Raw genomic sequence first — 20,318 nt, forward strand, 5'->3', positions numbered from 1 at the left:
GGGGCCGGGGGCGGTGCGCACCAGCGCCGCGCCCAGGTCGGCGGTGGCGGCGACCGACACCGCGGGCCCGGTCCCGCCGGGGTCGCGGTCGAGCCGGTGCCCGAGCCCGGCGACGGCGAGGCGGTCGCGCGGGCCCGGATGCGCGCCGCCGACACCGCCGCGCGCCGGTCGGGCGCCGTCACCGCGGTCGAGACCCGCCTGGTGGACGAGCACGTCGTGGCCTGGACGGTCACGTCGCGCACACCCAAGGACGCGCCCGGGGACACACCCGAAGACACGCTCAACGACACGCGCACACGCGACGACGAGGGAACGAGGGAAGGGGAAGCATGACAGCCGCGGACGAGGTCCTCTACGAGGCCGTCCAGCACGAGGTCGTCCGGATGCTGGTCGAGGTCGTCGGGGACGACTTCCTGCTGGAGACGGCGGTCGGCCCGGAGACCACCCTGAACGACGACCTGGCGCTGGAGAGCATCGAGTTCGTCGCCCTGGCCGAGCGGCTCCACGACCGCTACGGCGCGCGGGCCGACCTGGCCGCGCTGGTCGCCGGCCTGGACCTGGACCAGATCATGCGGATGACGGTCGGCGACCTGGTGGAGCACATCGCCTCCCGGCAGCCCGCCGGGGTCTGAGCCGGTGCCCGACGTGCGCGCGCGGGGCGCCCGCCTCCGTCCCGCCCACCCGGGAGGCGGTCCCGCCGGACGACCCACCGACCGAGAGCGAGGAGGCCCATGCCTGAGGTGACCGCGCGCGGCACCCGCTTCCACGTCCAGACGATCGAGCCCCGCGGCGGCCCGGCCCCCTGCTCGGCGGGCCCGCCGCCGACCGTGGTGTTCGTCCACGGGCTGGTGATGGACAACCTGTCGAGCTTCTACTCCACCCTCGCCTGGCCGGTCGCGGCGGCCGGGGCGCGCGCCGTCCTGTACGACCTGCGCGGCCACGGCCGCTCGGAGCGCACGCCCACCGGGTACGGCGCCGCCGACGCGGTCGCCGACCTGTTCGCCCTGCTGGACGAGCTGGGGCACCGGCGCCCTGTCCACCTGGTCGCCAACAGCTTCGGCGGGCTGATCGCGCTGAACGCGGCGCTGGCCCGGCCGGACCGGGTCGCCGGGCTGGTGCTGATCGAGGCGCACGGGCCCGCCGAGCGGCCCGTCGAATGGTCCGAGGAGATGCTCAACTCGCTCGGCAAGTTCGGGCTCGTCCTGGAGTACGAGGAGCTGGCCGGCCGGCTCATGGACACCGGCGACCGCCGCCACGGCAAGCAGGTCGCCACCGCGGAGGCCCTGGTCAACGGCACCACCCTGATCGAGGACCTGGCCGCCGCCCGCCCCGTGCCGCCCGCCGCGCTGGCGACGCTCGCGTGCCCGGTGCTGGCGGTGTACGGGGAGCACTCCGGCCTGGCCGGGACGGGGCGGCTGCTGCTGCGCTCGGTGCCCGGCTGCACGCTGCACATCATGGCGGGCCACGCGCACACCGTGCTGCGCGAGGGCACCGCCGAGCTTCTGGAGGTCATGTTGCCCTGGCTGTCCCACCACGCGGGCACGAAGGTCCCCGCCGCGGTGAACGGGGTCGCGCCGTGAGCGGGCGGCGGGTGAGCGTCCCGTCGCTACTCGGGCCCGACGCCGTCGCCGCCCGGCCGCCCCGGCGGAACGAGGGCGCGGGCCGCCGGTTCCTGTTCGCCGTGCCGCCGTTGACCGGGCACGTCAACCCGACGGTGGCGGTGGCCGCCGAGCTGGGGCGGCGCGGCCACAAGGTCGCCTGGGTCGGCCAGCGGGCGTTCCTGGAGCCGCTGCTGCGGCGCGGCTCGCAGATCTTCACCGCCGAGGACGCCGCGTTCGCCGAACGGCTGGAGCGGGCCCGGCTGGAGTGGCTCGGCCTGCGCGGCCCGGCCGCGCTGCGGTTCCTGTGGGAGGAGTTCATCGTCCCGCTCGGGCACGCGATGATGCCCGGCGTCGAGGCGGCCGTGAAGCGGTTCCGCCCGGACGTCGTCGTCTCCGACCAGCAGGTGCTGGCCGCGCCCGTGGTGGCGCGGCTGCGCGGCGTCCCGTGGGCGACGTCCGCGACGACCTCCGCCGAGTTCACCCGCCCGCTGGCCGGGATGCCGCTGGTGGAGGAGTGGGTGCGCGAGCGCATCGGCGACTTCCAGCTCGACCACGGCATCGAGGACCTGATCGACCTGCGCTTCTCCGACCACCTGGTGCTGGCGTTCTCCACGTCCGCGCTGATCGGCGACACGTCGTTCTTCCCCGACCACTTCGCGTTCGTCGGGCCCGCGCTGCGCCGCCCGTCCGCGGGCGACTTCCCGTGGGCGTGGCTGGACGAGGGCGGCGGGCGCCCGACGGTGCTGGTCTCCCTCGGCACCATCGACGGCCCGGCCGGGGAGCGGTTCTTCCGGACCGCGGCCGACGCCGTGCGCGGCATGGACGTGCGCGCGGTGTTCGTGGCGCCGCCCGGGACCGTGCCGGACCCGCCCCCGAACGTGCTGGTCCGCGAGCACGTCCCGCAGCTCACGCTGCTCAAGCGGATGTCGGCGGTGGTCTGCCACGGCGGCCACAACACCGTGTGCGAGGCGCTGGCCGACGGGCTGCCGCTGGTCGTCGCGCCGATCCGCGGCGACCAGCCGGTGATCGCCCGGCAGGTCGAGGCGGCCGGCGCCGGGATCACCGTCCGGTACGGCCGGGCCCGCGCCGCCGAGCTGCGCGCCGCGCTGGAGACGGTGCTGGAGCGGGACTCCTACCGGGACGCCGCGGCGCGGGTGAGCGAGTCGTTCGCCGCCGCCGGCGGCGCCGCCCACGCGGCCGACCGCCTGGAGAAGCTGACGTGACAGCGCTCGCCGGCTGGCCGGACGGCTGGCTCGCCGCGTTCCCGCTGGCCGTGGGCGCGGGCGTGGTCCTGAACGCGCTGCGCCTGCGGCGGCGGCTGTCCGCGCTGCCGCGCGTCTCGCCCGCCGAGCGGGACGAGCCGCTGTGCTGGGCCGGCGGCGGGCGCGAGGAGGCGGGCCCGGACGGGCCGTACGCGCTGCTCACCGCCGCCAACGCGGTGCTGAGCGGCCAGGCGCGGCGCGCCGCGCTGGTACACGCGCGCGACCGCGGCCTGCAGGTCCTCGACCTCGTCCCGGCCGACCTGCCGGTGGAGCGGGCGCTGGACCTGGCCCGCGCCCTCGACCCCGCGAAGTACCGGACCGGCCCGCTCGCCCGGGGGCAGGGCGCGGGGTTCGCGACCGTCGTCGCGTCCGGCGTCCTGGAGCGGGCGGGCGTGCGGGGCCCGGACGCCGGCGGGCTGGAGGCGGGGGAGTACGGCAGCGTCACGGCGCGGCTGCGGCAGTACGCGCGGCCGCGCCCGGACGGGAAGGGGTACGCGGCCGACCTCGCCGTCGTCCCCTGCCACACCACTCCGCGCGTGCCCGTGTGGAGGAACCGGAGGGCCTGGCTCGCCGGGCTGGGAGTGCCGCCCCTGGCCGCCCTCGGCGGGACGGTCCTGAGCTACGGTCTCGTCTGGCTCGCCCTGCTCGCCGACATCGCGTGGGGGATGGCGGCGGTCGCGTCGTACTGCGCCGCGCCGTACATCACGTTCACGGGCACCCCGCTGTCCCCGCGCGACCTGCACCGGACCGCGCTGCTGCGGCTCGCGCAGACGCCCTGGACGCTGTGGCGGACCCTCTACGCCCCGCAGAGCGACTGGGAACTGGACCGGGCGCAGGAGAAGGAACAGGCCCGGCACCGCTATAGGGAAGACCTGCTGGAAGGCGTGGAACGCTTCTTCGAGCCGCCCCGGTACGACTGCCCCTGGTGCGGGGCCCGCTCCCTGGAGACGCACGTGGCCGGCGGCGACGTCGTCCAGGCCAAACCGGGACGGTTCAAGCTCGACCGCTGCGGGGAGTGCGGGCACATCTTCCAGAACCCGCGCCTGAACGAGGCCGGCCTGGAGTTCTACTACCGCGACACCTACGACGGGCTCGGCGCCACGTTCTGCGAGGCCGTCTTCGCCCTCCAGGGCGACGCGTACCGGGCGCGCGCGGAGATGGCGGCCGCGCACCTGTCGCCGCGGACCTGGCTGGACGTGGGGGCCGGGCACGGGCACTTCTGCCGGGTCGCCCGGACGGTCCTGCCCGGCACCGCCTTCGACGGCCTGGACCAGGGGGAGGGCGTCCAGGAGGGGCACCGCCGCGGCTGGCTGCGGCGCGCCCACCGGGGGAGCTTCCCCGGCCTGGTGGACGAGCCGCCCGGCCGGTACGACGTGATCAGCATGTTCCACTACCTGGAGCACACGCCCGACCCGTTCGGCGAGCTGGACGCCGCCGTCAAGATCCTCGGGCCGGGCGGGCACCTGCTGGTCGAGCTGCCCGACCCCGGGTCCCGCACCGCGCGGCTCCTCGGCCGCCGCTGGGTCGGCTGGTTCCAGCCGCAGCACCTGCACATGATCTCGATCGGCAACCTGGAGGACGCGCTGGCGGCGCGCGGGCTGCGGATCGTGGCGCGCGAGCGCCCCGCCGCCCGCCGCGACCACGACGCCGTGATCTCGGTGCTGACCACGCTGACCGCGCTGGCCCCGTCCCCGGACTGGCCCTGGGTGCGGCCCGGCGCGTCCCGGGCGCGCCGCGTCGCCGGCCTCGCGGCGGCCGTGCCGCTGCTCGCCGCGGCCGCCGTCCTGGACGTCCTCCTCGCGGCCGTCCCCGGGACCGGCAACGCCTACCGCGTACTGGCGCGAAAGGACGAAGGCTGATCTCCACACCAGCGGACCGGATCGTCGACCGGCGGGCCGCCGACCCGGACATCAGGATGACCGCCTACGTCTTCGAGCGGGTCTTCGGGGCGGCGCCGCGGGCCGTACGGCACGTACCCGGGGCCCTGACGCTCCTGGACGGCCTGACGGTCGGCCTCCCCTGGGGCGTCGTCGCCGCCGCGGGGCCGGGCCCGACCGGCGTCCACTCGATGAACCACCGCGCCGCCCCCTACACGGGAGGGCCCGCGCCCGGCTGGGCCGGGCCCGCCGTCGCGGCCCTGCGGGCCCACGGCGCCCTGGAGAGCCGCGTGGCCGTGCACAGGGAGCTGCCGTTCGCCACGGGGCTCTCCAGCGGCGCGGAGACGTTCAGTGCCGTCTCACAGGCGCTGCAGGACCTGTACGGGCTGCCTCCCGTCCCCTGCGGCGACCCCGCGGGCGTGACGGCGCGGCACGCTCGTCCCGGCGAGGCGCTCCTGCTGAGCGGGGAAGGCGCCGAACGGCTGCCGTGCGACCTGGCCGCCGCGGGGCTGCGCCTCCTGGTCATGGACCCGGGCGCGGGGCGGTCGCTCCCGTCCGCGCCGGGCCATGGTGAACGCGCCGCCGCCGCCCTCCGCGCGGGCGACCTGGACGCCTTCGGAGCCGTCCTCACCTCGGCCCGCACGCGAGGCGAGCCGGTCTTCGACACCGTCCTGGACGCGGCCCGCGCCGCCGGGGCGCTCGGCGGCCTCGCGGTCGGGCGCTGCGCGGTGGCGCTGGTCCCGCTGGAGGCCGTACCGGCCGTCCGGCGGCGGGTGAACGCGGCGCTGGACGGCCTGGCCGGGCGCCCGCCGCGGTTCCTCACCGCCGTGCCGTCCGGCCCCCGCGAGAGCCGCGCCCCCGGTCAGAGCTTGGGCGTGAACGGGCGCCGGTAGTCGGGATCGTCCGGCTGGATCAGGCCGCGCAGCGCCGTCTCCACCAGCTCGATCCCGCGCAGCAGGTTCACCAGCCGGGCGCCCTCGCGCCGGTAGGTGTCGAGCACCGCCTCGATGCCGTGCGGCGGGACGGTGTCGGCGAGATCGACCCGGGCGGTGCGGAAACCGTCCCGGGCCGCCTCCACGGAGGCGTTCACATGGTGCCGGGCCATCCGGGCCAGGGCGACGGGATAGCGGCGCAGGACCCCGTACCGGCGGTATTCGGGCGGCACGAGCTCGAGGAGCCAGGCCAGCGCCGTGTCCTCGAAGCGCTCGGAGCCCGGAGGATGGACCTGGGACGGCCAGCCGGGCGGAACGTACGTGCTCACACCGTCACGGTACCCCAAGTTCGAACGTATGTTCGAGAGCGATTCCCGTCAGGTCGACTCGCCGGGACGGCCCTGCCCCGGCGCGCGGCGGATCCGGATCTTGCCCGACTGCAGGTCGTCGCGGCCCTCCCGGTCCCCGGCCACCTCGTGGTCGTCCTGGCGGCGCGTCTTCTGCGCCTCCTGCTCCTCCATCTTGACCTTCTTGGAGCCCTCGAACGCCGACGCCAGATCCTCGAACATGCCACCGCCGAAACCGGCCCCGGTCTCGCCGTCGCCGCGGATCGCGCCCATCAGCGACCGGCCGCCGGTACCGTCCTGCGGCCAGTCGACGGCCTCCGGCTCGGCGGCGGGCTTGGCCGTCCCCAAAGGGCGGCCCTTGACGCGCTTGCGGCGACGGAAGGGTGACCTCACACGAACTCCAACGCGACGGACCTCCGAATTGATCCCGCCCCGGGCGAAGCGGGTGGGAGAGCAGGCGAAGTCTCCCCTCCGCGGAAGAACCGGGGATCGCCCGGGGCCCCGCGGAGACCACACGATATCCGGTACGGCCCCCATCACCGCCCGCCGCGCGGCACGCCCGCCCCCGACGACCGCTCACGCCACCTCAACCCACCCTGGGGTTCCTCCCGCCTCAACCCGCCCCAGGTTCCTCCCGCCTCAACCCCACCCCAGGTTCCTCCCGCCTCAACCCACCCCAGGTTCCTCCCGCCTCAACCCACCCTGGAGCCGGTAGCCTGCGGGACGTGCGCCTATCCCGAGCCGTCGCGGCCCTAGAGGAGATGTACCCGCCGTCCTGGGCCGAGCCGTGGGACGCCGTCGGCCTGGTCTGCGGCGACCCCGACCAGGAGGTCGAGCGGGTGCTGCTCGCCGTCGACCCGGTCGCCGCCGTCGTGGACGAGGCGCTGGAATGGGGCGCCGACCTGATCGTCACCCACCATCCGCTGCTGCTGCGCGGCGTGCACGGCGTCGCCGCCACCACGCCCAAGGGACGGCTGATCCACCGGATGATCAGGAACGGCGTGGCGCTCTACACCGCCCACACCAACGCCGACGTCGCCGACCCGGGCGTCTCGGACGCGCTGGCCCGCGCCGTCGGCCTCACCGGTGGCCTGCGCCCGCTCGCGCCCTCGGCCGACGACCCCCGCCGCGGCCTCGGCCGGATCGGGGAGCTGCCGGAGCCGATGACGCTGCGCGCGTTCACCGCCCGCGCCGCCGCCGGGCTGCCCGCCACCGCCTGGGGCGTCCGGGCGGCCGGCGACCCCGACCGCACGGTCCGTACCGTCGCGGTCTGCGGCGGCGCCGGCGACTCGCTGCTGGACACCGCCCGCGCCGCCGGCGTGGACGTCTACCTCACCGCCGACCTGCGGCACCATCCCGCCAGCGAGCACACCGAGCAGGGCGGGCCGGCCCTGGTCGACGCCGCGCACTGGGCCACCGAATGGCCCTGGCTCGCCGACGCGGAACGGCGGCTCGCCCAGGCGGGCACGTTGCATACCCGGGTGTCCACGTGCGTCACCGACGCGTGGACCCTGCACGACGAAGGAGTGAAGTGAAAGCCGCACCGCAAGCCCAGCAGCGCCTGATCGACCTGCAGGACCTCGACAGCACGCTGGACCGGCTGGCGCACCGCCGCCGCACGCTGCCCGAGCTCGCCGAGGTCGAGCGGCTGCAGGACCGGCTGACCGAGCTGCGCGACGCGATCGTCGCCGCCGAGACCGAGGTCGGCGACCTCGACCGCGAGCAGCGCAAGGCCGAGCAGGACGTCGACCAGGTCCGGGCGCGCGCGGACCGCGACCAGAAGCGGCTCGACTCCGGCCAGGTCACCTCCGCCAAGGACCTCTCCGGCCTGCAGGCCGAGATCGCCTCGCTGCAGCGCCGCCAGTCCGACCTGGAAGAGGTCGTCCTGGAGATCATGGAGCGCCGCGAGGAGGCCGAGGGCAAGGTCGCCGCCCTCAAGGCCGACCGCGCCGCCGCCCAGGAGGAGCACGACGCCGTCGTCGCCCGCCGGGACGCCGCCCAGCAGGGGATCGACGAGGAGAGCGGCACCACCAGCGCCGCCCGTACCGCCGTGTCCAAGGACGTCCCCGAGGACCTCCTCGGCCTGTACGAGAAGCTGCGCGGCCAGTTCGGCGGCGTCGGCGCCGCCAAGCTCTACCGCGGCGCCTGCCAGGGCTGCCACCTGGCGCTCAACACCGTCGACCTGAACCGCATCCGCGCCGCCGCCGAGGACGAGGTCATCCGCTGCGAGGAGTGCCGCCGCATCCTCGTCCGCACCCCCGAGTCGGGCCTGTGAGCCGCAGGCTCATCGTCGAGGCCGACGGCGGGTCCCGGGGCAACCCGGGGCCCGCGGGCTACGGCGCGCTCGTCCGCGACGCCCTCACCGGCGAGGTGCTCGCCGAGGTCGCCGAGTCCATCGGCACCGCCACCAACAACGTCGCCGAGTACCGCGGCCTGATCGCCGGCCTGCGCGCCGCCGCGAACCTCGACCCGGCCGCCCGCGTCGAGGTCCGGATGGACTCCAAGCTGGTCGTCGAGCAGATGTCCGGCCGCTGGAAGATCAAGCACCCGGACATGGTCCCGCTGGCCCTGGAGGCCCGCGAGCTGGCGTCCGCGCTCGGCACCGTCGCGTACACCTGGATCCCCCGCGCCCGCAACGCCCACGCCGACCGGCTGGCGAACGAGGCCATGGACGCCGCCGCCCGCGGCGAGGAGTGGTCCCGCGACGAGGAGCCCGACGACGAGGGCGAGAGAGCCGCCTGGACGCCGCCGTCCAGCACCCCGACCCGCACCCTCCTCCTCCGCCACGGCGAGACGCCCCTCTCGATCGAGAAGCGCTTCGCCGGCAGCGGCGACGTCCCCCTGACGGAGAACGGCCTCGCCCAGGCCCGCGCCGCGGCCCGCGCGATCAAGGACATCGACGCGATCGTCACCTCCCCCCTGCGCCGCTGCCGCGACACCGCCGCCGAGGTCGCCGCCACCACCGGCGCCGAGATCAGGGTCGAGGACGGCTTCCGCGAGACCGACTTCGGCGCCTGGGAGGGCCTGACCTTCGCCGAGGCCGGCCGGGACTGGCCCGCCGAACTCAAGTCCTGGCTGGCCGACCCCGACGTCGCCCCGCCCGGCGGCGAGAGCTTCACCGAGGTCTCCCGCCGCGTCCGCACCGCCCTCGACAAGCTCAAGGTCCGCTACCGGCACCGGACCGTCCTGGTCGTCTCCCACGTCACCCCGATCAAGCTCCTGATCAAGGACGCCCTGGGCGCCCCCATGTCGGCCCTCTACCGGATGCACCTGGACGTGGCCGCCCTCTCCACCATCGACTGGTACGACGACGGCCCGGCGACCCTGCGCGCGTTCAACGACACCCACCACCTCTGACCCCACCACCTCTGACCGCCCCGGACCCGGTACCCTGGCCCGTACGGCGGACGAGCCGGCCGGACGGCCGCGTCGGGGCACCAGCCCCGCCGAGGAAGGTCCGGGCTCCACAGGGCAGGGTGGTCGGTAACGCCGACCCGGGGCGACCCGCGGGACAGTGCCACAGAAAACAGACCGCCACCTTCGGGTGGTAAGGGTGAAACGGTGAGGTAAGAGCTCACCAGCGCCCACGGTGACGTGGGCGGCTAGGTAAACCCCACCTGGAGCAAGGTCAAGAAGGGGCGCCGGCAGGCGCCCCGCGCAGGCGTTCGAGGGCGGCCCGCCCGAGGCCTGCGGGTAGACCGCTGGAGGCCGCCGGCAACGGCGGCCCGAGATGGATGGCCGTCCCCTGCACGCAGGGACAAAACCCGGCCTACAGGCCGACTCGTCCGCCCCCCTTCCTCTCTGGCCGGCACCCGGCCCCGCAAGGGCGTGCGCGGATGGGCGCGCGAAGATCCCAATCGGGGTATGGGTGGGGTGAACGCGGGAGGGGTGTGATGGTGGTGCAGAGGGCTTGGCCGCGGTTGCGGGTGGAGGACTGGGCGGCGACTCGGGACACGCTGCACATGTGGGCGCAGATCGTCGGGAAGGTGCGGCTGGCCCATGCGCCGCTGGTGAACCACTGGTGGCAGGTGACGTTGTACGTGAGTCCGCGCGGGCTGACCACGTCGGCCGTCCCGTACGGGGACGGGGCGTTCGACATGGAGTTCGACTTCGTCGAGCATCTGCTGCGCGTGCGGAGCAGTGACGGACGCACTCGCGTGGTGGTGCTGGAGCCCAAGCCGGTGGCGGACTTCTTCGGCGAGACGATGGGGGCGCTGAAGGAGCTGGGGATCGAGACGGTGATCCAGGCGGCGCCGAACGAGGTGGACCCGGCGATCCCGTTCGCGGAGGACCGCGAGCACGCGTCGTACGACGCGGAGGCCGCGAACCTGTTCTGGCGGCAGCTGATGCAGGCGGACCGGGTGCTGGCGGAGTTCAGGTCCCGGTTCGTGGGCAAGGTCAGCCCGGTGCACTTCTTCTGGGGCGCGATGGACCTGGCCTGCACGAGGTTCTCCGGCCGGCCGGCGCCCGCGCATCCCGGCGGCGCGCCGAACTGCGGCGACTGGGTGATGGTCGAGGGGTACTCGCGGGAGCTGGCCAGCTGCGGCTTCTGGCCCGGCGGCGGCGAGGAGGGCGCCTTCTACGCCTACGCCTACCCCGAGCCGGACGGGTACGCGGACCACCCGGTCGCTCCGGAGGCCGCGTACTACAGCCGGGAGAACGGCCAGTTCCTGCTGCCGTACGAGGCGGTCGCCGGCGCGCCCGACCCCGACCGGGCGCTGCTGGACTTCCTGCAGTCGACGTACGAGGCGGCGGCGGACCTGGGCCGCTGGGACCGCGCCTCGCTGGAGGACGACCCCGCCCGGTGGGAACGGCACCGTGGCGGAAGCGGTTCGCCCGTGGCGTGACGGGGTTCCGGTGCGCGGGGCGGGGCGGCAGAGTGGCCGGTATGAGGCTGCTGATCCTGGGTGGTACGGAGTTCGTCGGCCGGGCGTTCGTCGAGGAGGCGCTGGCCAGGGGCGACGAGGTCACCGTGTTCAACCGGGGGACGCGTCCCGCCCCCGAGGGCGTGACGGCGCTGCGCGGTGACCGGCGGGAGCCGGGCGGGCTGGCGGCGCTCGGGCGGGGCGAGTGGGACGCGGTCGTCGACACCTGGTCGTGGGAGCCGGCCGCGGTGCGGGACGCGGCGAGCGCGCTGGCGGGCAGGGCGGGCCGGTACGTCTACGTGTCCAGCCGTTCGGTGTACGAGTTCCCGACGCCGCCCGGGGCGGGGGAGGACGCGCCGCTGGTCGAGGCCACCGGCGCGGACGCGTACCCCCAGTACAAGATCGGCGGGGAGTTGGCGGCGGTGGCCGCGTTCGGGGAGCGGGCCCTGCTCGTGCGGGCGGGGCTGGTGATCGGCCCGTACGAGAACGTCGGGCGGCTGCCCTGGTGGCTGCGGCGGATCGCCGCGGGCGGGCCCGTGCTGGCGCCGGGACCGCCGGATCTCGGGCTCCAGTACGTCGATGCCCGCGATCTGGCGGTGTGGAGCCTGGAGGCGGCGGGGAAGGGGCTCGGCGGCGCCTACAACATGATCAGCCCGCCCGGGTTCACGACCATGCGAGAATTGCTGGAGACGTGCGTCGAGGTCACCGGATCGGACGCCGAACTGCGGTGGACGGAACCCGAAAGGATCCTCGCCGCCGGGGTCGAGCCGTGGACCGATCTGCCCATCTGGATACCGCCGGGCGAATTGCACGAGACGCTGCATCAGGCGGGCGTCTCCAAGGTGCTCGAAGCGGGCCTGGAATGCCGGCCGGTGGCCGCGACCGTGGCGGACACGTGGGCGTGGCTGCGCGAGGTCGGGGAGCCGCCGCGGCGGCCCGACCGGCCGGAGGTCGGGCTGGATCCTCAGGTCGAGGCGTCGCTGATCTGATCCCAGAACGCGGCGACCGCCGCCCACGGGAAGCGCGGCCCGGGGTCGATACGGCGGCGTACGAGAACGGACGGGTCGTCGGAGGCGGGCACCACGGCCGTGTCCAGATCGCTGTGGCGCACCATTTCCCGCAGGCCGGGGAATCGCCGGCGAAGGTCGCGGAGAACGTCCTTCAGCGTCGCGATCTGAGCGGGGGTGAAGTCCTCGGACGGCTCCTGCCGGCGCGAGTCGAAATGGTCCGGGTAACGGCCGCTGTTGACGAGCTCGATACCGATCGACGGGGTGTTGCGGCCGCGCACGTGCGAGGCGACGCGGTCCAGCGGGACGAAGCGGTACGCGGCGCCGTCGCGGTCGATGTAGAGGTGGCCGCACACCCGGGACGTCCCGTCCTCGGCCAGCCGCCGGGCCGACTCCAGGTCGGGCGTCTCGGTCGCGTGCAGGACGACGGCGGTCACGTCGCCGGCGGCGCGTACCGGAAGCTCGCGGTACCAGCCGACCGGACGGTCCTCCATGATCCGATTACATCACGCCCCGTGCCCGCCGATGTCCCCTCTACGGCCTGTTAGGGCGGATAGAAGAAATTTTCAGTTCCCCTCCGTGAACGGGTCACACGACACAAACGATCGCCGCGCGGGCGCATACCTTCCAGGTAGAGCTGATCGCCTTGGGGAGATCGGCGGTGGCGGCGGGGCGACCTGGGACCGGCCCCGCGGAGAGGAGCACCGATGTTCATCGCGGTTACGGCGGTCGCGCTCATCGGATTGCTGGCGTCACTCGTCTATCTGGCGGAGTTCGCGCGGGCGAGCAGGAGGGACTCGTTCCGCACACCGGCCTCCACCGGCAGCGCGCGCCGCGCGCGCCGGGTGACGGGAATGTACGCACGGGGGACCGACGAGCCGTCCGAGCGCGGGACGGACGAGCTGGTCGGCTACTAGGAAGGGGCATGGGCCGCCCGGGCCGGACGGCCCATGCCCCTCTCCTCAGGCGGGAATCAGGTCAGCGCGCGGGGCTCGCCCGCGGGCGCCTCGTCCGGTACGGGGACGAAGACCTCCGCGGCCTGGTCGAGGACCCGCACGTTCGCGGTCTCCAGGTCGAGGTAGAGGCCGACGAGCTCCAGCTCGCCCGCCTCCACCCGCTCCTTGATCCACGGGTAGGTGAGCAGGTTGTCGAGCTGCTGCATCACGTTGGTCTGGCAGAGCCGGGCCAGCGGCGGCTCGGCCGCGTCGTCGCCGGTGTCGGCGGCCAGGAAGCGGGCCAGGCTGTGGTTGCCGTGCTTGAGCCAGCGCGACAGGCTCGTCAGGTGCTCGACCTCGGTGCCGCCGGCGAGCAGCGCGGCCATCGCGCCGCAGTTGGAGTGGCCGCAGACGGTGATCGTGCGGATGCCGAGCACCTGGGTCGCGTACTCCACGGTCGCGGCCACCGAGTCGTCGGCGGTACGCGAGCCGCGGCGCGGCACCATGTTGCCGACGTTCCGGTTGATGAACAGGTCGCCGGGGCCGCTGGCGGTGATGATGTTGGGCACCACCCGCGAGTCCACGCAGGTGATGAACAGATGCTCGGGTTTCTGCTCGAACGCCAGCTCCGCCATGATCGGCCGGACGAGCCGGGCGGTGCTGCCGTGGTACTCCCGCACGCCCGCCAGGAGCAGGGCGCTCGGCGAGACCTCGGGGCCGTCGAGTTCGGACGCCTCTTCGCGCCGCCGGCGGTTTGCCCACGGCGCCCACCAGCGGGCGGGCGGGGACGATTTCCGCGGCGGAGACATATCACCGGTCACAGCTCTTTCATACCAAGCCTCGTGGACCTCATCGATGTCGACCCTCCCCCCGAGGCGTTCGTGGGCCCGCCGCCATTCGTGCACCGCGTCGAACGCGGCGTGGTCCATGAAGTCCACGTTCAGGTCCAGGTCGACGGTGGCGCCGGCCGGGATCCGCTGCAGGACGGCCGTCACCTTCGGCACGCCGAGGAACGTCAGCGTCCCCTCGACGACCACGTGCCAGCGCCCGGCGGGCGGCGACAGGTCGTCGGCCGCGACGGGGACGCCGCCGAGCGTGCCGAGCCCGCCGCCGAAGTCGGCCGGGTCGCCGTCGACATGCGTCAGGATGGCCGCCTCGCCGCCCGACGGCGCCGCCTCCTCGACCCGGACGTTCACGCGGGTGAGGCGGCGCAGCGCCAGCACGGCCATGACGCCGATGCCGAGCAGCACGCCCTCGCCCAGGCCCAGCAGCACGACCCCGATGAGGGTGGCGAAGTACGCCAGCGCCTCGCGGTGGTGCCGCAGGTCGCGGACCTGCGCGGGACCGAGCATCTTGACCCCGAGCGCGACCAGCAGCGCGGCCAGCGCCGCCAGCGGCACCAGCTCCATGACCGGGCCGCACGACAGCGCCACGACCAGCACCCACACGCCGTGCATGATCCCGGAGGCGCGGGTGCGGGCGCCCGCCTCCAGGTTCGCGGTGCTGCGGACGATCACGCCCGCGATGGGCAGCCCGCCCAGCAGGCCGCTGACCGCGTTGGCCGCGCCCTGGCCGACCAGCTCGCGGTCCAGGTTGGCGCGCGGCACGCCGGCGGGGCGCTGCCGGTCGACGGCGACGCTGCACAGCAGCGAGGCCACGGCGGCGACGAGGCCGATGGTCACGACCGCGCCGAACACCTCCGGGAGCGGGCCGTGCGGGAGCGCCGGCGGGTGCAGGCCCGCCAGGAGCGACTCGGGCAGGTCGACGCGCGGCACGCGCCAGTCCAGGGCCCACGCGAGGAACGTGGCGATCGCGATGGCGGGCAGCGGCGCCGGGACCCGGCCGGCGGCCGCCAGGACGCCCCGGCGCCTCTTGGGGATCCGGTCCCAGGCCAGCAGCACGCCGACCGTCAGCAGGCCGAGGAGCGTGGCCTGGGAGTGCGGGGCGACCAGCTGCCCGGGCAGCTCCAGCATGTTGTCGATCGAGGACTGCTGCGGCGTGCCGCCGAGCAGGACGTGCACCTGGGCCAGGACCAGGACGACCCCGATGCCCGCGAGCATGCCGTGCACGACGGCGGGTGACACCGCCAGCGCGGTACGGGCGACGCGGCAGGCGCCGAGGGCGAGTTGCAGGAGCCCGGCGAGCATGGTGATCGCGCAGGTGCCCCGCCAGCCGTAGGTGTGGACGAGCTCGGCGACGAGCACGGTGAGCCCCGCCGCCGGTCCGCTGACCTGGAGCGGCGCGCCGCCGAGGATTCCGGCGACGATACCGCCCACGGCGGCGGCGATGAGCCCGGCGGCGACCGGTGCGCCGGACGCGACCGCGATGCCGAGCGAGAGCGGGATCGCGACGAGGAAGACGACGAAGGAGGCGAGCAGATCTCGCCGCCATGTATACACGAAGAGTGGTTTGGTAGACACGTAGTGTATGCAACCAACGCGGTCACGGTAACACCAGCGACGACACAGACATCGCACCTCCGGGCCTGCCCGGTCGAACGGGAACGGGCCCGCCGGATCGTCCGGCGGGCCCGTTCACGGGTGCTGTGGTAGCAGGTCAGCGGCGGTAGTCGCGGTGGTTCTCCCAGTCGTCCTGCTGCCGGTTGGGGTCGGAGCCGGAGCCGGTGCCCGAGCCGGAACCGGAGTACGGCCCCGGAGGCTGCGAGCCCGGGTAGCCGCCCGGCGCGCCGGGGACGCCGCCGTACGCCTGGGTGGCGTTGGGGTCGTACGCCTGCGTCGCGTTCGGGTCGCCGTAGCCGCCGCCCTGACCGCCGCCGAGGCCGGGGTCCGAGCCGCCGTAGCTGCTGCCACTGAAGTCGCCGTAGCGGCCGGCGTCGCCGCCGCCGGACCCGGACTCGCCGCCGAACGACCCGAGCGGGTCGCGGCCGCCGCCGAGCGGGTCGTCGTAGCGCGGCGACTCGCCGTACGCCGGGGCCGTCGGGTAGCCGTCGCCCTGGCCGCCCTGCCCGGGGCCGCCGTAACCGGAGCCGCCGCCCGGAAGGCCCGAGAAGCCCTGGCCGGGACCTGCCGGGTCGCCGGGCTGGCCCGGGGCCGGCCACGGCCCGGTGGAGCCGGTGGAGCCGTACGAGCCCGCCGGAGACGCCCCGGACGGGCCCGAGGGCGCCGGGGAGGAGCCCAGCGGGTCGTTCAGCGGGTCGCCGAGGCCGCCGCCGAACGACCCGCCCGAGTCGCCGGACGAGCGCTGCCGGTCGTTCTGGATGCGCTGGAGCAGCTCGTCCACGGTCGGCAGCTTGTGGCCGTCGGTGTCGGTGCCGCCGCCGAGCGCGCCGGGCGCACCGGACGCGGCCGGGGCCGCCGGCGCGGGAGCGGGCGGCGGAGCGGGCGGCGCCGGGGGTGCGGGCGGCGCAGGCGGCGCGGGAGACGCTGGAGGTTCGGCGTGCGAGCCGAGCCCTGGGTCGCCGAAGCCGCGGCCGGGGGCCGGGTCGTCGGTACGGCCGAGCGGCAGCCCGAGCGGGTCGGAGGCGCGCGGGTCGCCGGCGCCGGGCGGCGGCGACATCGGCCGGTCGAACGAGTCGGGCCGGGACGCGGGCGGCCCGCCGCCCGGACGGCCGCCCAGCGGGTCGCCGGTGTCGGACGGCGACGGCGGCGACAGGTAGGACGACGGTAGATCGTTCCCGCCGCCGTACGACGGCTCGGGCGCCCCGTAGGACGGCTGGTCGAGCCCCGAGCCACCGCCGTACACGTGCTGGTCGGCGGGCGGCCCGTAGTCGGGCGTGCGGTACTCGGGGCCGGCGCCGCCGTAGGCCGACTGGGGGCCGGGCCCCATGGACTGGCCGAGCGGGTCGCCGCCGATCGGGTCCCCGGCGGTCGAGCCGGGGTCGCCGTACGGGGCGGACTGCGGCGGCGGGAAGCCGGGCTGAGCGGGCGGCGGCGGCGCGGACTGCGGGCCCGTCCCGAAGTCGCCGGGACCGCCGGGGCCGCCGATCTGGCCGGGAACGCCCGGGCCGCCGGGTCCGCCGAGCGGGCCGGCGCCCATCGGGACCGGCTGCGTCATCATCGGCTCGGCCGGCATCGGCGGCTCGTTGCGCTGCGCGAGCAGCGGGTCGCCGCCCTGCGCGTGCATCGGGTGCTCGTGCATCGGCTCACCCGGCATCGGCTCGCCGGGCATCGCCTCGTCGCCGCGCGCGTTCAGCGGGTCGGCGGCCGGGTCGGCCGGCTCGTCGCCCGCCTTGTCGTGCTGCCAGGGGAACTTGGGCTTGTCGAACGTGATGGTCGCCCAGTAGTCGTCGTCCTCCATCTCGTCGCTGGCCTGGCCGCTCGGCGGGGGCGGCGCGGCGGCCTGCGGCGGCGGCGCGGTCGGGGCGGCCAGCGGGCCGCCGGCGACGCGCCGGTCGAACTCCGGCTCGGGCTGCCCGGGAGCGGGACCGGGGCCGGGCCCGGGGGCGTACGCCGGGTCGGCGTCGTAGCCCTCTTCGTACCCGTTGTCGTAGCCGCCGTTGTCGTACCCCTGGCCGTTGTCATAGCCCGGCCCGTTGTCGTAGCCCTGGCCGTTGTCGTAGCCGGGACCGGGGCCGTAGCCGTCGTCGGCCATCTCCTCCTGGGGCGGCTTCCGGTAGCCACGGGGCGGCGGCTGCTGCTCGTCGTCCATCCAGTCGTCGTCGTCGCGCCCCGAGCGGCTGGCCCGCAGGCCCAAGACCACCAGGACGACCACCAGCGCCACGACCACAATGAGGCCGAAGATCACGATGTTCGTCATGCCACCACCCAATGCCTTGGCCCGGCGAGAGTCGCCGGCGCGGCTCCCGGGATCGTCCCGATTGTCGCCAGCGGCCCGGCCCCTGCGGACCTAAACCGGTCCAGGCCGACCGCTATGACCGTTGTCACACCCTTCGCGCACATCTACCCTCACACGGCGCGTACCGATTGGCCAACCCGGCACATCCGCCCGAACCGGCTCATCTCCGTACGCCCCTCTCGCCTCCAGCCCCCCGAAGGGTCCGCGCCGGACTCCGACGCGCGGGGAACGATGTACGTTCCGCGGCCTCGGGGTCAAACGCGACTACTTGCTCCCGAAGTTCCCGGTGATCCGGCCCCGCCCCACCGTGTGCTCGGCGATGGCCCCCAGGCTGTCCTCCAGCGTCGCTCCGCTGCGGAACGGTACCTCGGTGTCCAGCGCGTAGATGGTGAAGCGGTACCGGTGCCGCTCGCCCTTGGCGGGGCAGGGCGGCGAGTAGCCCACCTTGTCGCTCGTGTTCAGCCCTTGGACGGCCTTGTCCAGTTTGGCGCCCTCGACCAGCTGCGTCGTGGTCCCGTCGATACCGGCGATCACCCAGTGGACGAAGGCGCCGTCGACGGCGTCGGGGTCGTCCATCACGATCGCGTACGAACGGGTGCCCGCCGGAGTCCCCGACCACATCAGCGGCGGGGTCGTGGCCGCTCCGCCAGGGTACGTCGTGCAGGCGTACCGCGTGGGCAAGTCGCGCCCATCGCGGAAGACCGGACTGGACACGGTGAACCATTCCGACAGTTCGGCGCCGGCCTTCTGCGGCTGCCCGATGAATCCGCAGCCGCCGAGGCCCAGGATCCCCGCGAGGGCGAGGGCACCCGCCGCGGCCGGGACCGGACGCCGGTCTTTCCTCTTCATCGACACACTCCCCGGGCCTTCCTCGTCGGGCCCCACCTTAGAGGTTCGCCACCGGTGGAACGGGTCTTTCCCCGCCGGGCGGCCCGCCCCGGCCGGAGAGATCGCGGAACGCGCCTGGCCGGGCCCGCGCGCGCCGCCCGGCGGGCCCGCTGTGACGTTGGTCATGTGAACTGGATCGCTCCGAAACGAGGATTCGGTAAAGGAGTGGCGTGTTTCACGCCGTAAGCATCGCTCCATCTTGACTCTGTGGAAAGTTTTGCAGGTCTTCCATGGTTTCCCATTGGTGTTCAAGTGTTCCGTCAGGTAGTTTGTGAATGTCTTCACAAGCCGACCGTGACTACTGAGGAGGCCGCAATGGCCAGGACCGCCGAGGGCACCCCTGGCGCTCCCCACGTGCTCATCGTGGGTGGCGGCTACGTGGGCATGTACACGGCACTGCGTCTGGAGAAGAAGCTCCGGCGCGAGCTCAAGCGGGGCGAGGTCAAGATCACGATCGTCGACCCCAACTCGTACATGACCTATCAGCCGTTCCTTCCCGAGGCCGCCGCGGGCAACGTCTCGCCCCGGCACGTCGTCGCCCCGCTGCGCCGCGTGCTGCCCCGCTGCACCGTGCGCAACGCCCGGGTGACCGAGCTGCACCACGACGAGCGATGGGCCATCCTGCAGCCGCTGGCGGGCCCGCCGGAGCGGATCTCCTACGACTACCTCGTGATGGCCGCCGGATCGGTGTCGCGCACGCTGCCCATCCCCGGCCTGGCCGAGAACGGCATCGGCTTCAAGACCATCGGCGAGGCCATCCACCTCCGCAACCACGTGCTGGCCCAGCTGGAGATCGCCGAGTCCACCGACGACGAGGAGATCCGCCGCAAGGCGCTCACCTTCGTGTTCGTCGGCGGCGGCTTCGCCGGCGTCGAGGCGCTGGCCGAGCTGGAGGACATGGCCCGCGGCGCGGTCAAGTACATGCGCAAGGTCAGCCCGCAGGACCTGCGGTTCGTGCTGGTCGAGGCCGCCGACCGCATCCTTCCCGAGGTCGGCCCCGAGATGGGCAAGTGGACGGCGGAGCAGCTGCGCGGCCGCGGCATCGACGTCAAGCTGAAGACGTTCCTCCAGTCCGCCGTCGGCGGGCTGATCGAGTGCTCCGACGGCAGCTCGTTCCCGGCCGGCACGCTGGTGTGGACCGCGGGCGTCAAGGCCTCCCCGGTGGTGCGCAACTCCGACCTGCCGCTGACCGAGCGCGGCCAGGTCAAGGCCACCGAGTACCTCACGGTCGAGGGCGTCGTCCGGGCGTTCACCGCCGGCGACAACGCCGCGGTGCCCGACCTCACCCAGGAGGGCATGTTCTGCGCGCCGAACGCGCAGCACGCCGTCCGCCAGTCCAAGGTGCTGGCCGACAACCTCGTCCGCTCGCTGCGGGGCAAGTCCCTCAAGCCGTACGCGCACAACAGCGTCGGCTCGGTGGCGGGCCTGGGCCTGCACAAGGGCGTGGCCAACACCTACGGGTTCAAGCTCAAGGGCTTCCCGGCCTGGCTGATGCACCGGACGTACCACGTCTCCCGGGTGCCGACCTTCAACCGGAAGGTCCGCGTCCTGGCCGACTGGACGCTGGCGCTGTTCTTCAAGCGCGAGACCGTGTCGCTCGGCAGCATCGAGCAGCCGCGCGCCGAGTTCGAGCTCGCCGCGCTGGGCGACGCCAAGCCCAGGGAGAAGGCCAAGGAGAACGCGGAGAACGCCGCCTGACGGCTTCCCCGAGTCGGGAACCCCGATGCGGAGCCCCGGCGGTCCATGGGACCGCCGGGGCTCCCGCGTTTACGGGGGAGGCGGGGGGGACCGGGGGGGGGGGGAAACGGGGGGTGGGGGGCGGCCTCCGGGGGCCGCGGGGGATCGGGGC

19 protein-coding genes and 1 other RNA gene are annotated in these 20,318 nt (G+C 74.6%); 14 read left to right on the forward strand and 6 right to left on the reverse strand.

Annotated features, from left to right (window positions below; all coding sequences use genetic code 11):
• The 6 genes from AB0881_RS39115 to AB0881_RS39140 all read left to right on the forward strand — a co-directional run.
• On the forward strand, positions 1-333 hold a 333-nt coding region (locus tag AB0881_RS39115; RefSeq protein WP_366625596.1), incomplete at its 5' end, for a hypothetical protein.
• Positions 330-632, forward strand: a complete 303-nt coding sequence (locus AB0881_RS39120) for a hypothetical protein (protein WP_366625598.1) — start codon at positions 330-332, stop codon at positions 630-632. The genes AB0881_RS39115 and AB0881_RS39120, both read left to right, overlap by 4 nt.
• A gap of 99 nt (positions 633-731) precedes the next feature.
• A complete protein-coding gene (locus AB0881_RS39125) occupies positions 732-1,580 on the forward strand; it encodes an alpha/beta fold hydrolase (protein ID WP_366625600.1) in 849 nt (282 codons plus the stop codon).
• Positions 1,577-2,824: a glycosyltransferase gene (locus AB0881_RS39130; RefSeq protein ID WP_366625602.1), complete on the forward strand. Its 1,248-nt coding sequence runs from the start codon at positions 1,577-1,579 to the stop codon at positions 2,822-2,824. Before AB0881_RS39125 ends, AB0881_RS39130 begins: the two co-directional genes overlap by 4 nt.
• The gene (locus AB0881_RS39135; protein ID WP_366625604.1) at positions 2,821-4,722 is read left to right on the forward strand and encodes a class I SAM-dependent methyltransferase; all 1,902 of its coding nucleotides are present in this window, start codon (positions 2,821-2,823) and stop codon (positions 4,720-4,722) included. The genes AB0881_RS39130 and AB0881_RS39135 overlap by 4 nt, the downstream gene beginning before the upstream one ends.
• Positions 4,723-4,778: 56 nt before the next feature.
• Positions 4,779-5,633 (forward strand): hypothetical protein, encoded by an 855-nt coding sequence (locus AB0881_RS39140; protein ID WP_366625605.1) that lies wholly within the window; start codon positions 4,779-4,781, stop codon positions 5,631-5,633.
• On the opposite strand, the gene AB0881_RS39145 is transcribed toward AB0881_RS39140, so the two are convergent.
• Both AB0881_RS39145 and AB0881_RS39150 read right to left on the reverse strand, forming a co-directional pair.
• Positions 5,603-6,001 (reverse strand): hypothetical protein, encoded by a 399-nt coding sequence (locus AB0881_RS39145; protein ID WP_366625607.1) that lies wholly within the window; start codon positions 5,999-6,001, stop codon positions 5,603-5,605. The two genes, AB0881_RS39140 and AB0881_RS39145, sit on opposite strands and share 31 nt — an antisense overlap.
• Before the next feature lie 48 nt (positions 6,002-6,049).
• Positions 6,050-6,412 carry a DUF6191 domain-containing protein gene (locus tag AB0881_RS39150; RefSeq protein WP_366625609.1) on the reverse strand — a complete coding sequence of 121 codons (363 nt, stop codon included), beginning with the start codon at positions 6,410-6,412 and terminating at the stop codon, positions 6,050-6,052.
• Positions 6,413-6,744: 332 nt separating this feature from the next.
• Here AB0881_RS39150 and AB0881_RS39155 point away from each other — a divergent pair, with 332 nt between their 5' ends.
• From AB0881_RS39155 to AB0881_RS39180, 6 genes are all read left to right on the forward strand, one after another.
• On the forward strand, positions 6,745-7,554 hold the full coding sequence (locus tag AB0881_RS39155) for a Nif3-like dinuclear metal center hexameric protein (RefSeq protein WP_366625610.1): 810 nt from the start codon (positions 6,745-6,747) through the stop codon (positions 7,552-7,554).
• On the forward strand, positions 7,551-8,294 hold the full coding sequence (locus tag AB0881_RS39160) for a C4-type zinc ribbon domain-containing protein (RefSeq protein ID WP_366625612.1): 744 nt from the start codon (positions 7,551-7,553) through the stop codon (positions 8,292-8,294). Before AB0881_RS39155 ends, AB0881_RS39160 begins: the two co-directional genes overlap by 4 nt.
• On the forward strand, positions 8,291-9,376 hold the full coding sequence (locus AB0881_RS39165) for a bifunctional RNase H/acid phosphatase (RefSeq protein ID WP_366625614.1): 1,086 nt from the start codon (positions 8,291-8,293) through the stop codon (positions 9,374-9,376). The genes AB0881_RS39160 and AB0881_RS39165 overlap by 4 nt, the downstream gene beginning before the upstream one ends.
• A gap of 51 nt (positions 9,377-9,427) precedes the next feature.
• Positions 9,428-9,807: RNase P RNA component class A (gene rnpB, locus AB0881_RS39170), an RNA gene on the forward strand.
• A 105-nt stretch (positions 9,808-9,912) separates the two neighbouring features.
• Positions 9,913-10,866 (forward strand): DUF5996 family protein, encoded by a 954-nt coding sequence (locus tag AB0881_RS39175; RefSeq protein ID WP_366625615.1) that lies wholly within the window; start codon positions 9,913-9,915, stop codon positions 10,864-10,866.
• Positions 10,867-10,907: 41 nt separating this feature from the next.
• The gene (locus AB0881_RS39180; protein WP_366625616.1) at positions 10,908-11,873 is read left to right on the forward strand and encodes an NAD-dependent epimerase/dehydratase family protein; all 966 of its coding nucleotides are present in this window, start codon (positions 10,908-10,910) and stop codon (positions 11,871-11,873) included.
• Here the strand turns inward: AB0881_RS39180 and AB0881_RS39185 are convergent.
• Positions 11,849-12,385: an N-acetylmuramoyl-L-alanine amidase gene (locus AB0881_RS39185; RefSeq protein WP_366625617.1), complete on the reverse strand. Its 537-nt coding sequence runs from the start codon at positions 12,383-12,385 to the stop codon at positions 11,849-11,851. The two genes, AB0881_RS39180 and AB0881_RS39185, sit on opposite strands and share 25 nt — an antisense overlap.
• Before the next feature lie 213 nt (positions 12,386-12,598).
• Here AB0881_RS39185 and AB0881_RS39190 point away from each other — a divergent pair, with 213 nt between their 5' ends.
• Positions 12,599-12,808 (forward strand): hypothetical protein, encoded by a 210-nt coding sequence (locus AB0881_RS39190; RefSeq protein ID WP_366625619.1) that lies wholly within the window; start codon positions 12,599-12,601, stop codon positions 12,806-12,808.
• A gap of 56 nt (positions 12,809-12,864) precedes the next feature.
• On the opposite strand, the gene AB0881_RS39195 is transcribed toward AB0881_RS39190, so the two are convergent.
• The 3 genes from AB0881_RS39195 to AB0881_RS39205 all read right to left on the reverse strand — a co-directional run bounded on the left by AB0881_RS39195 (position 12,865) and on the right by AB0881_RS39205 (position 18,430).
• Positions 12,865-15,246, reverse strand: a complete 2,382-nt coding sequence (locus tag AB0881_RS39195; RefSeq protein ID WP_366625620.1) for a SulP family inorganic anion transporter — start codon at positions 15,244-15,246, stop codon at positions 12,865-12,867.
• Positions 15,247-15,382: 136 nt separating this feature from the next.
• Positions 15,383-17,542 carry a hypothetical protein gene (locus AB0881_RS39200; RefSeq protein ID WP_366625622.1) on the reverse strand — a complete coding sequence of 720 codons (2,160 nt, stop codon included), beginning with the start codon at positions 17,540-17,542 and terminating at the stop codon, positions 15,383-15,385.
• Between the two features lie 303 nt (positions 17,543-17,845).
• Entirely contained in the window at positions 17,846-18,430 is a 585-nt protein-coding gene (locus AB0881_RS39205; RefSeq protein WP_366625624.1) for a YbhB/YbcL family Raf kinase inhibitor-like protein, read from the reverse strand.
• 354 nt (positions 18,431-18,784) lie between these two features.
• Between AB0881_RS39205 and AB0881_RS39210 the strand changes: the two genes are divergently transcribed.
• Positions 18,785-20,167, forward strand: coding sequence for an NAD(P)/FAD-dependent oxidoreductase (locus AB0881_RS39210; RefSeq protein ID WP_366625626.1), 1,383 nt, complete (start codon positions 18,785-18,787; stop codon positions 20,165-20,167).
• The last annotated feature ends 151 nt before the right edge of the window (positions 20,168-20,318 follow it).

The organism is Spirillospora sp. NPDC029432 (genome assembly GCF_040703975.1).
Classification (GTDB): domain Bacteria; phylum Actinomycetota; class Actinomycetes; order Streptosporangiales; family Streptosporangiaceae; genus Spirillospora.

Coding starts and splice junctions, on each gene's coding strand:
- AB0881_RS39120 (WP_366625598.1), top strand. CDS start 330: ATGACAGCCGCGGACGAGGTCCTCTACGAGGCCGTCCAGCACGAGGTC.
- AB0881_RS39125 (WP_366625600.1), top strand. CDS start 732: ATGCCTGAGGTGACCGCGCGCGGCACCCGCTTCCACGTCCAGACGATC.
- AB0881_RS39140 (WP_366625605.1), top strand. CDS start 4,779: ATGACCGCCTACGTCTTCGAGCGGGTCTTCGGGGCGGCGCCGCGGGCC.
- AB0881_RS39175 (WP_366625615.1), top strand. CDS start 9,913: ATGGTGGTGCAGAGGGCTTGGCCGCGGTTGCGGGTGGAGGACTGGGCG.
- AB0881_RS39180 (WP_366625616.1), top strand. CDS start 10,908: ATGAGGCTGCTGATCCTGGGTGGTACGGAGTTCGTCGGCCGGGCGTTC.
- AB0881_RS39185 (WP_366625617.1), bottom strand. CDS start 12,385: ATGGAGGACCGTCCGGTCGGCTGGTACCGCGAGCTTCCGGTACGCGCC.
- AB0881_RS39190 (WP_366625619.1), top strand. CDS start 12,599: ATGTTCATCGCGGTTACGGCGGTCGCGCTCATCGGATTGCTGGCGTCA.
- AB0881_RS39200 (WP_366625622.1), bottom strand. CDS start 17,542: ATGACGAACATCGTGATCTTCGGCCTCATTGTGGTCGTGGCGCTGGTG.
- AB0881_RS39205 (WP_366625624.1), bottom strand. CDS start 18,430: ATGAAGAGGAAAGACCGGCGTCCGGTCCCGGCCGCGGCGGGTGCCCTC.
- AB0881_RS39210 (WP_366625626.1), top strand. CDS start 18,785: ATGGCCAGGACCGCCGAGGGCACCCCTGGCGCTCCCCACGTGCTCATC.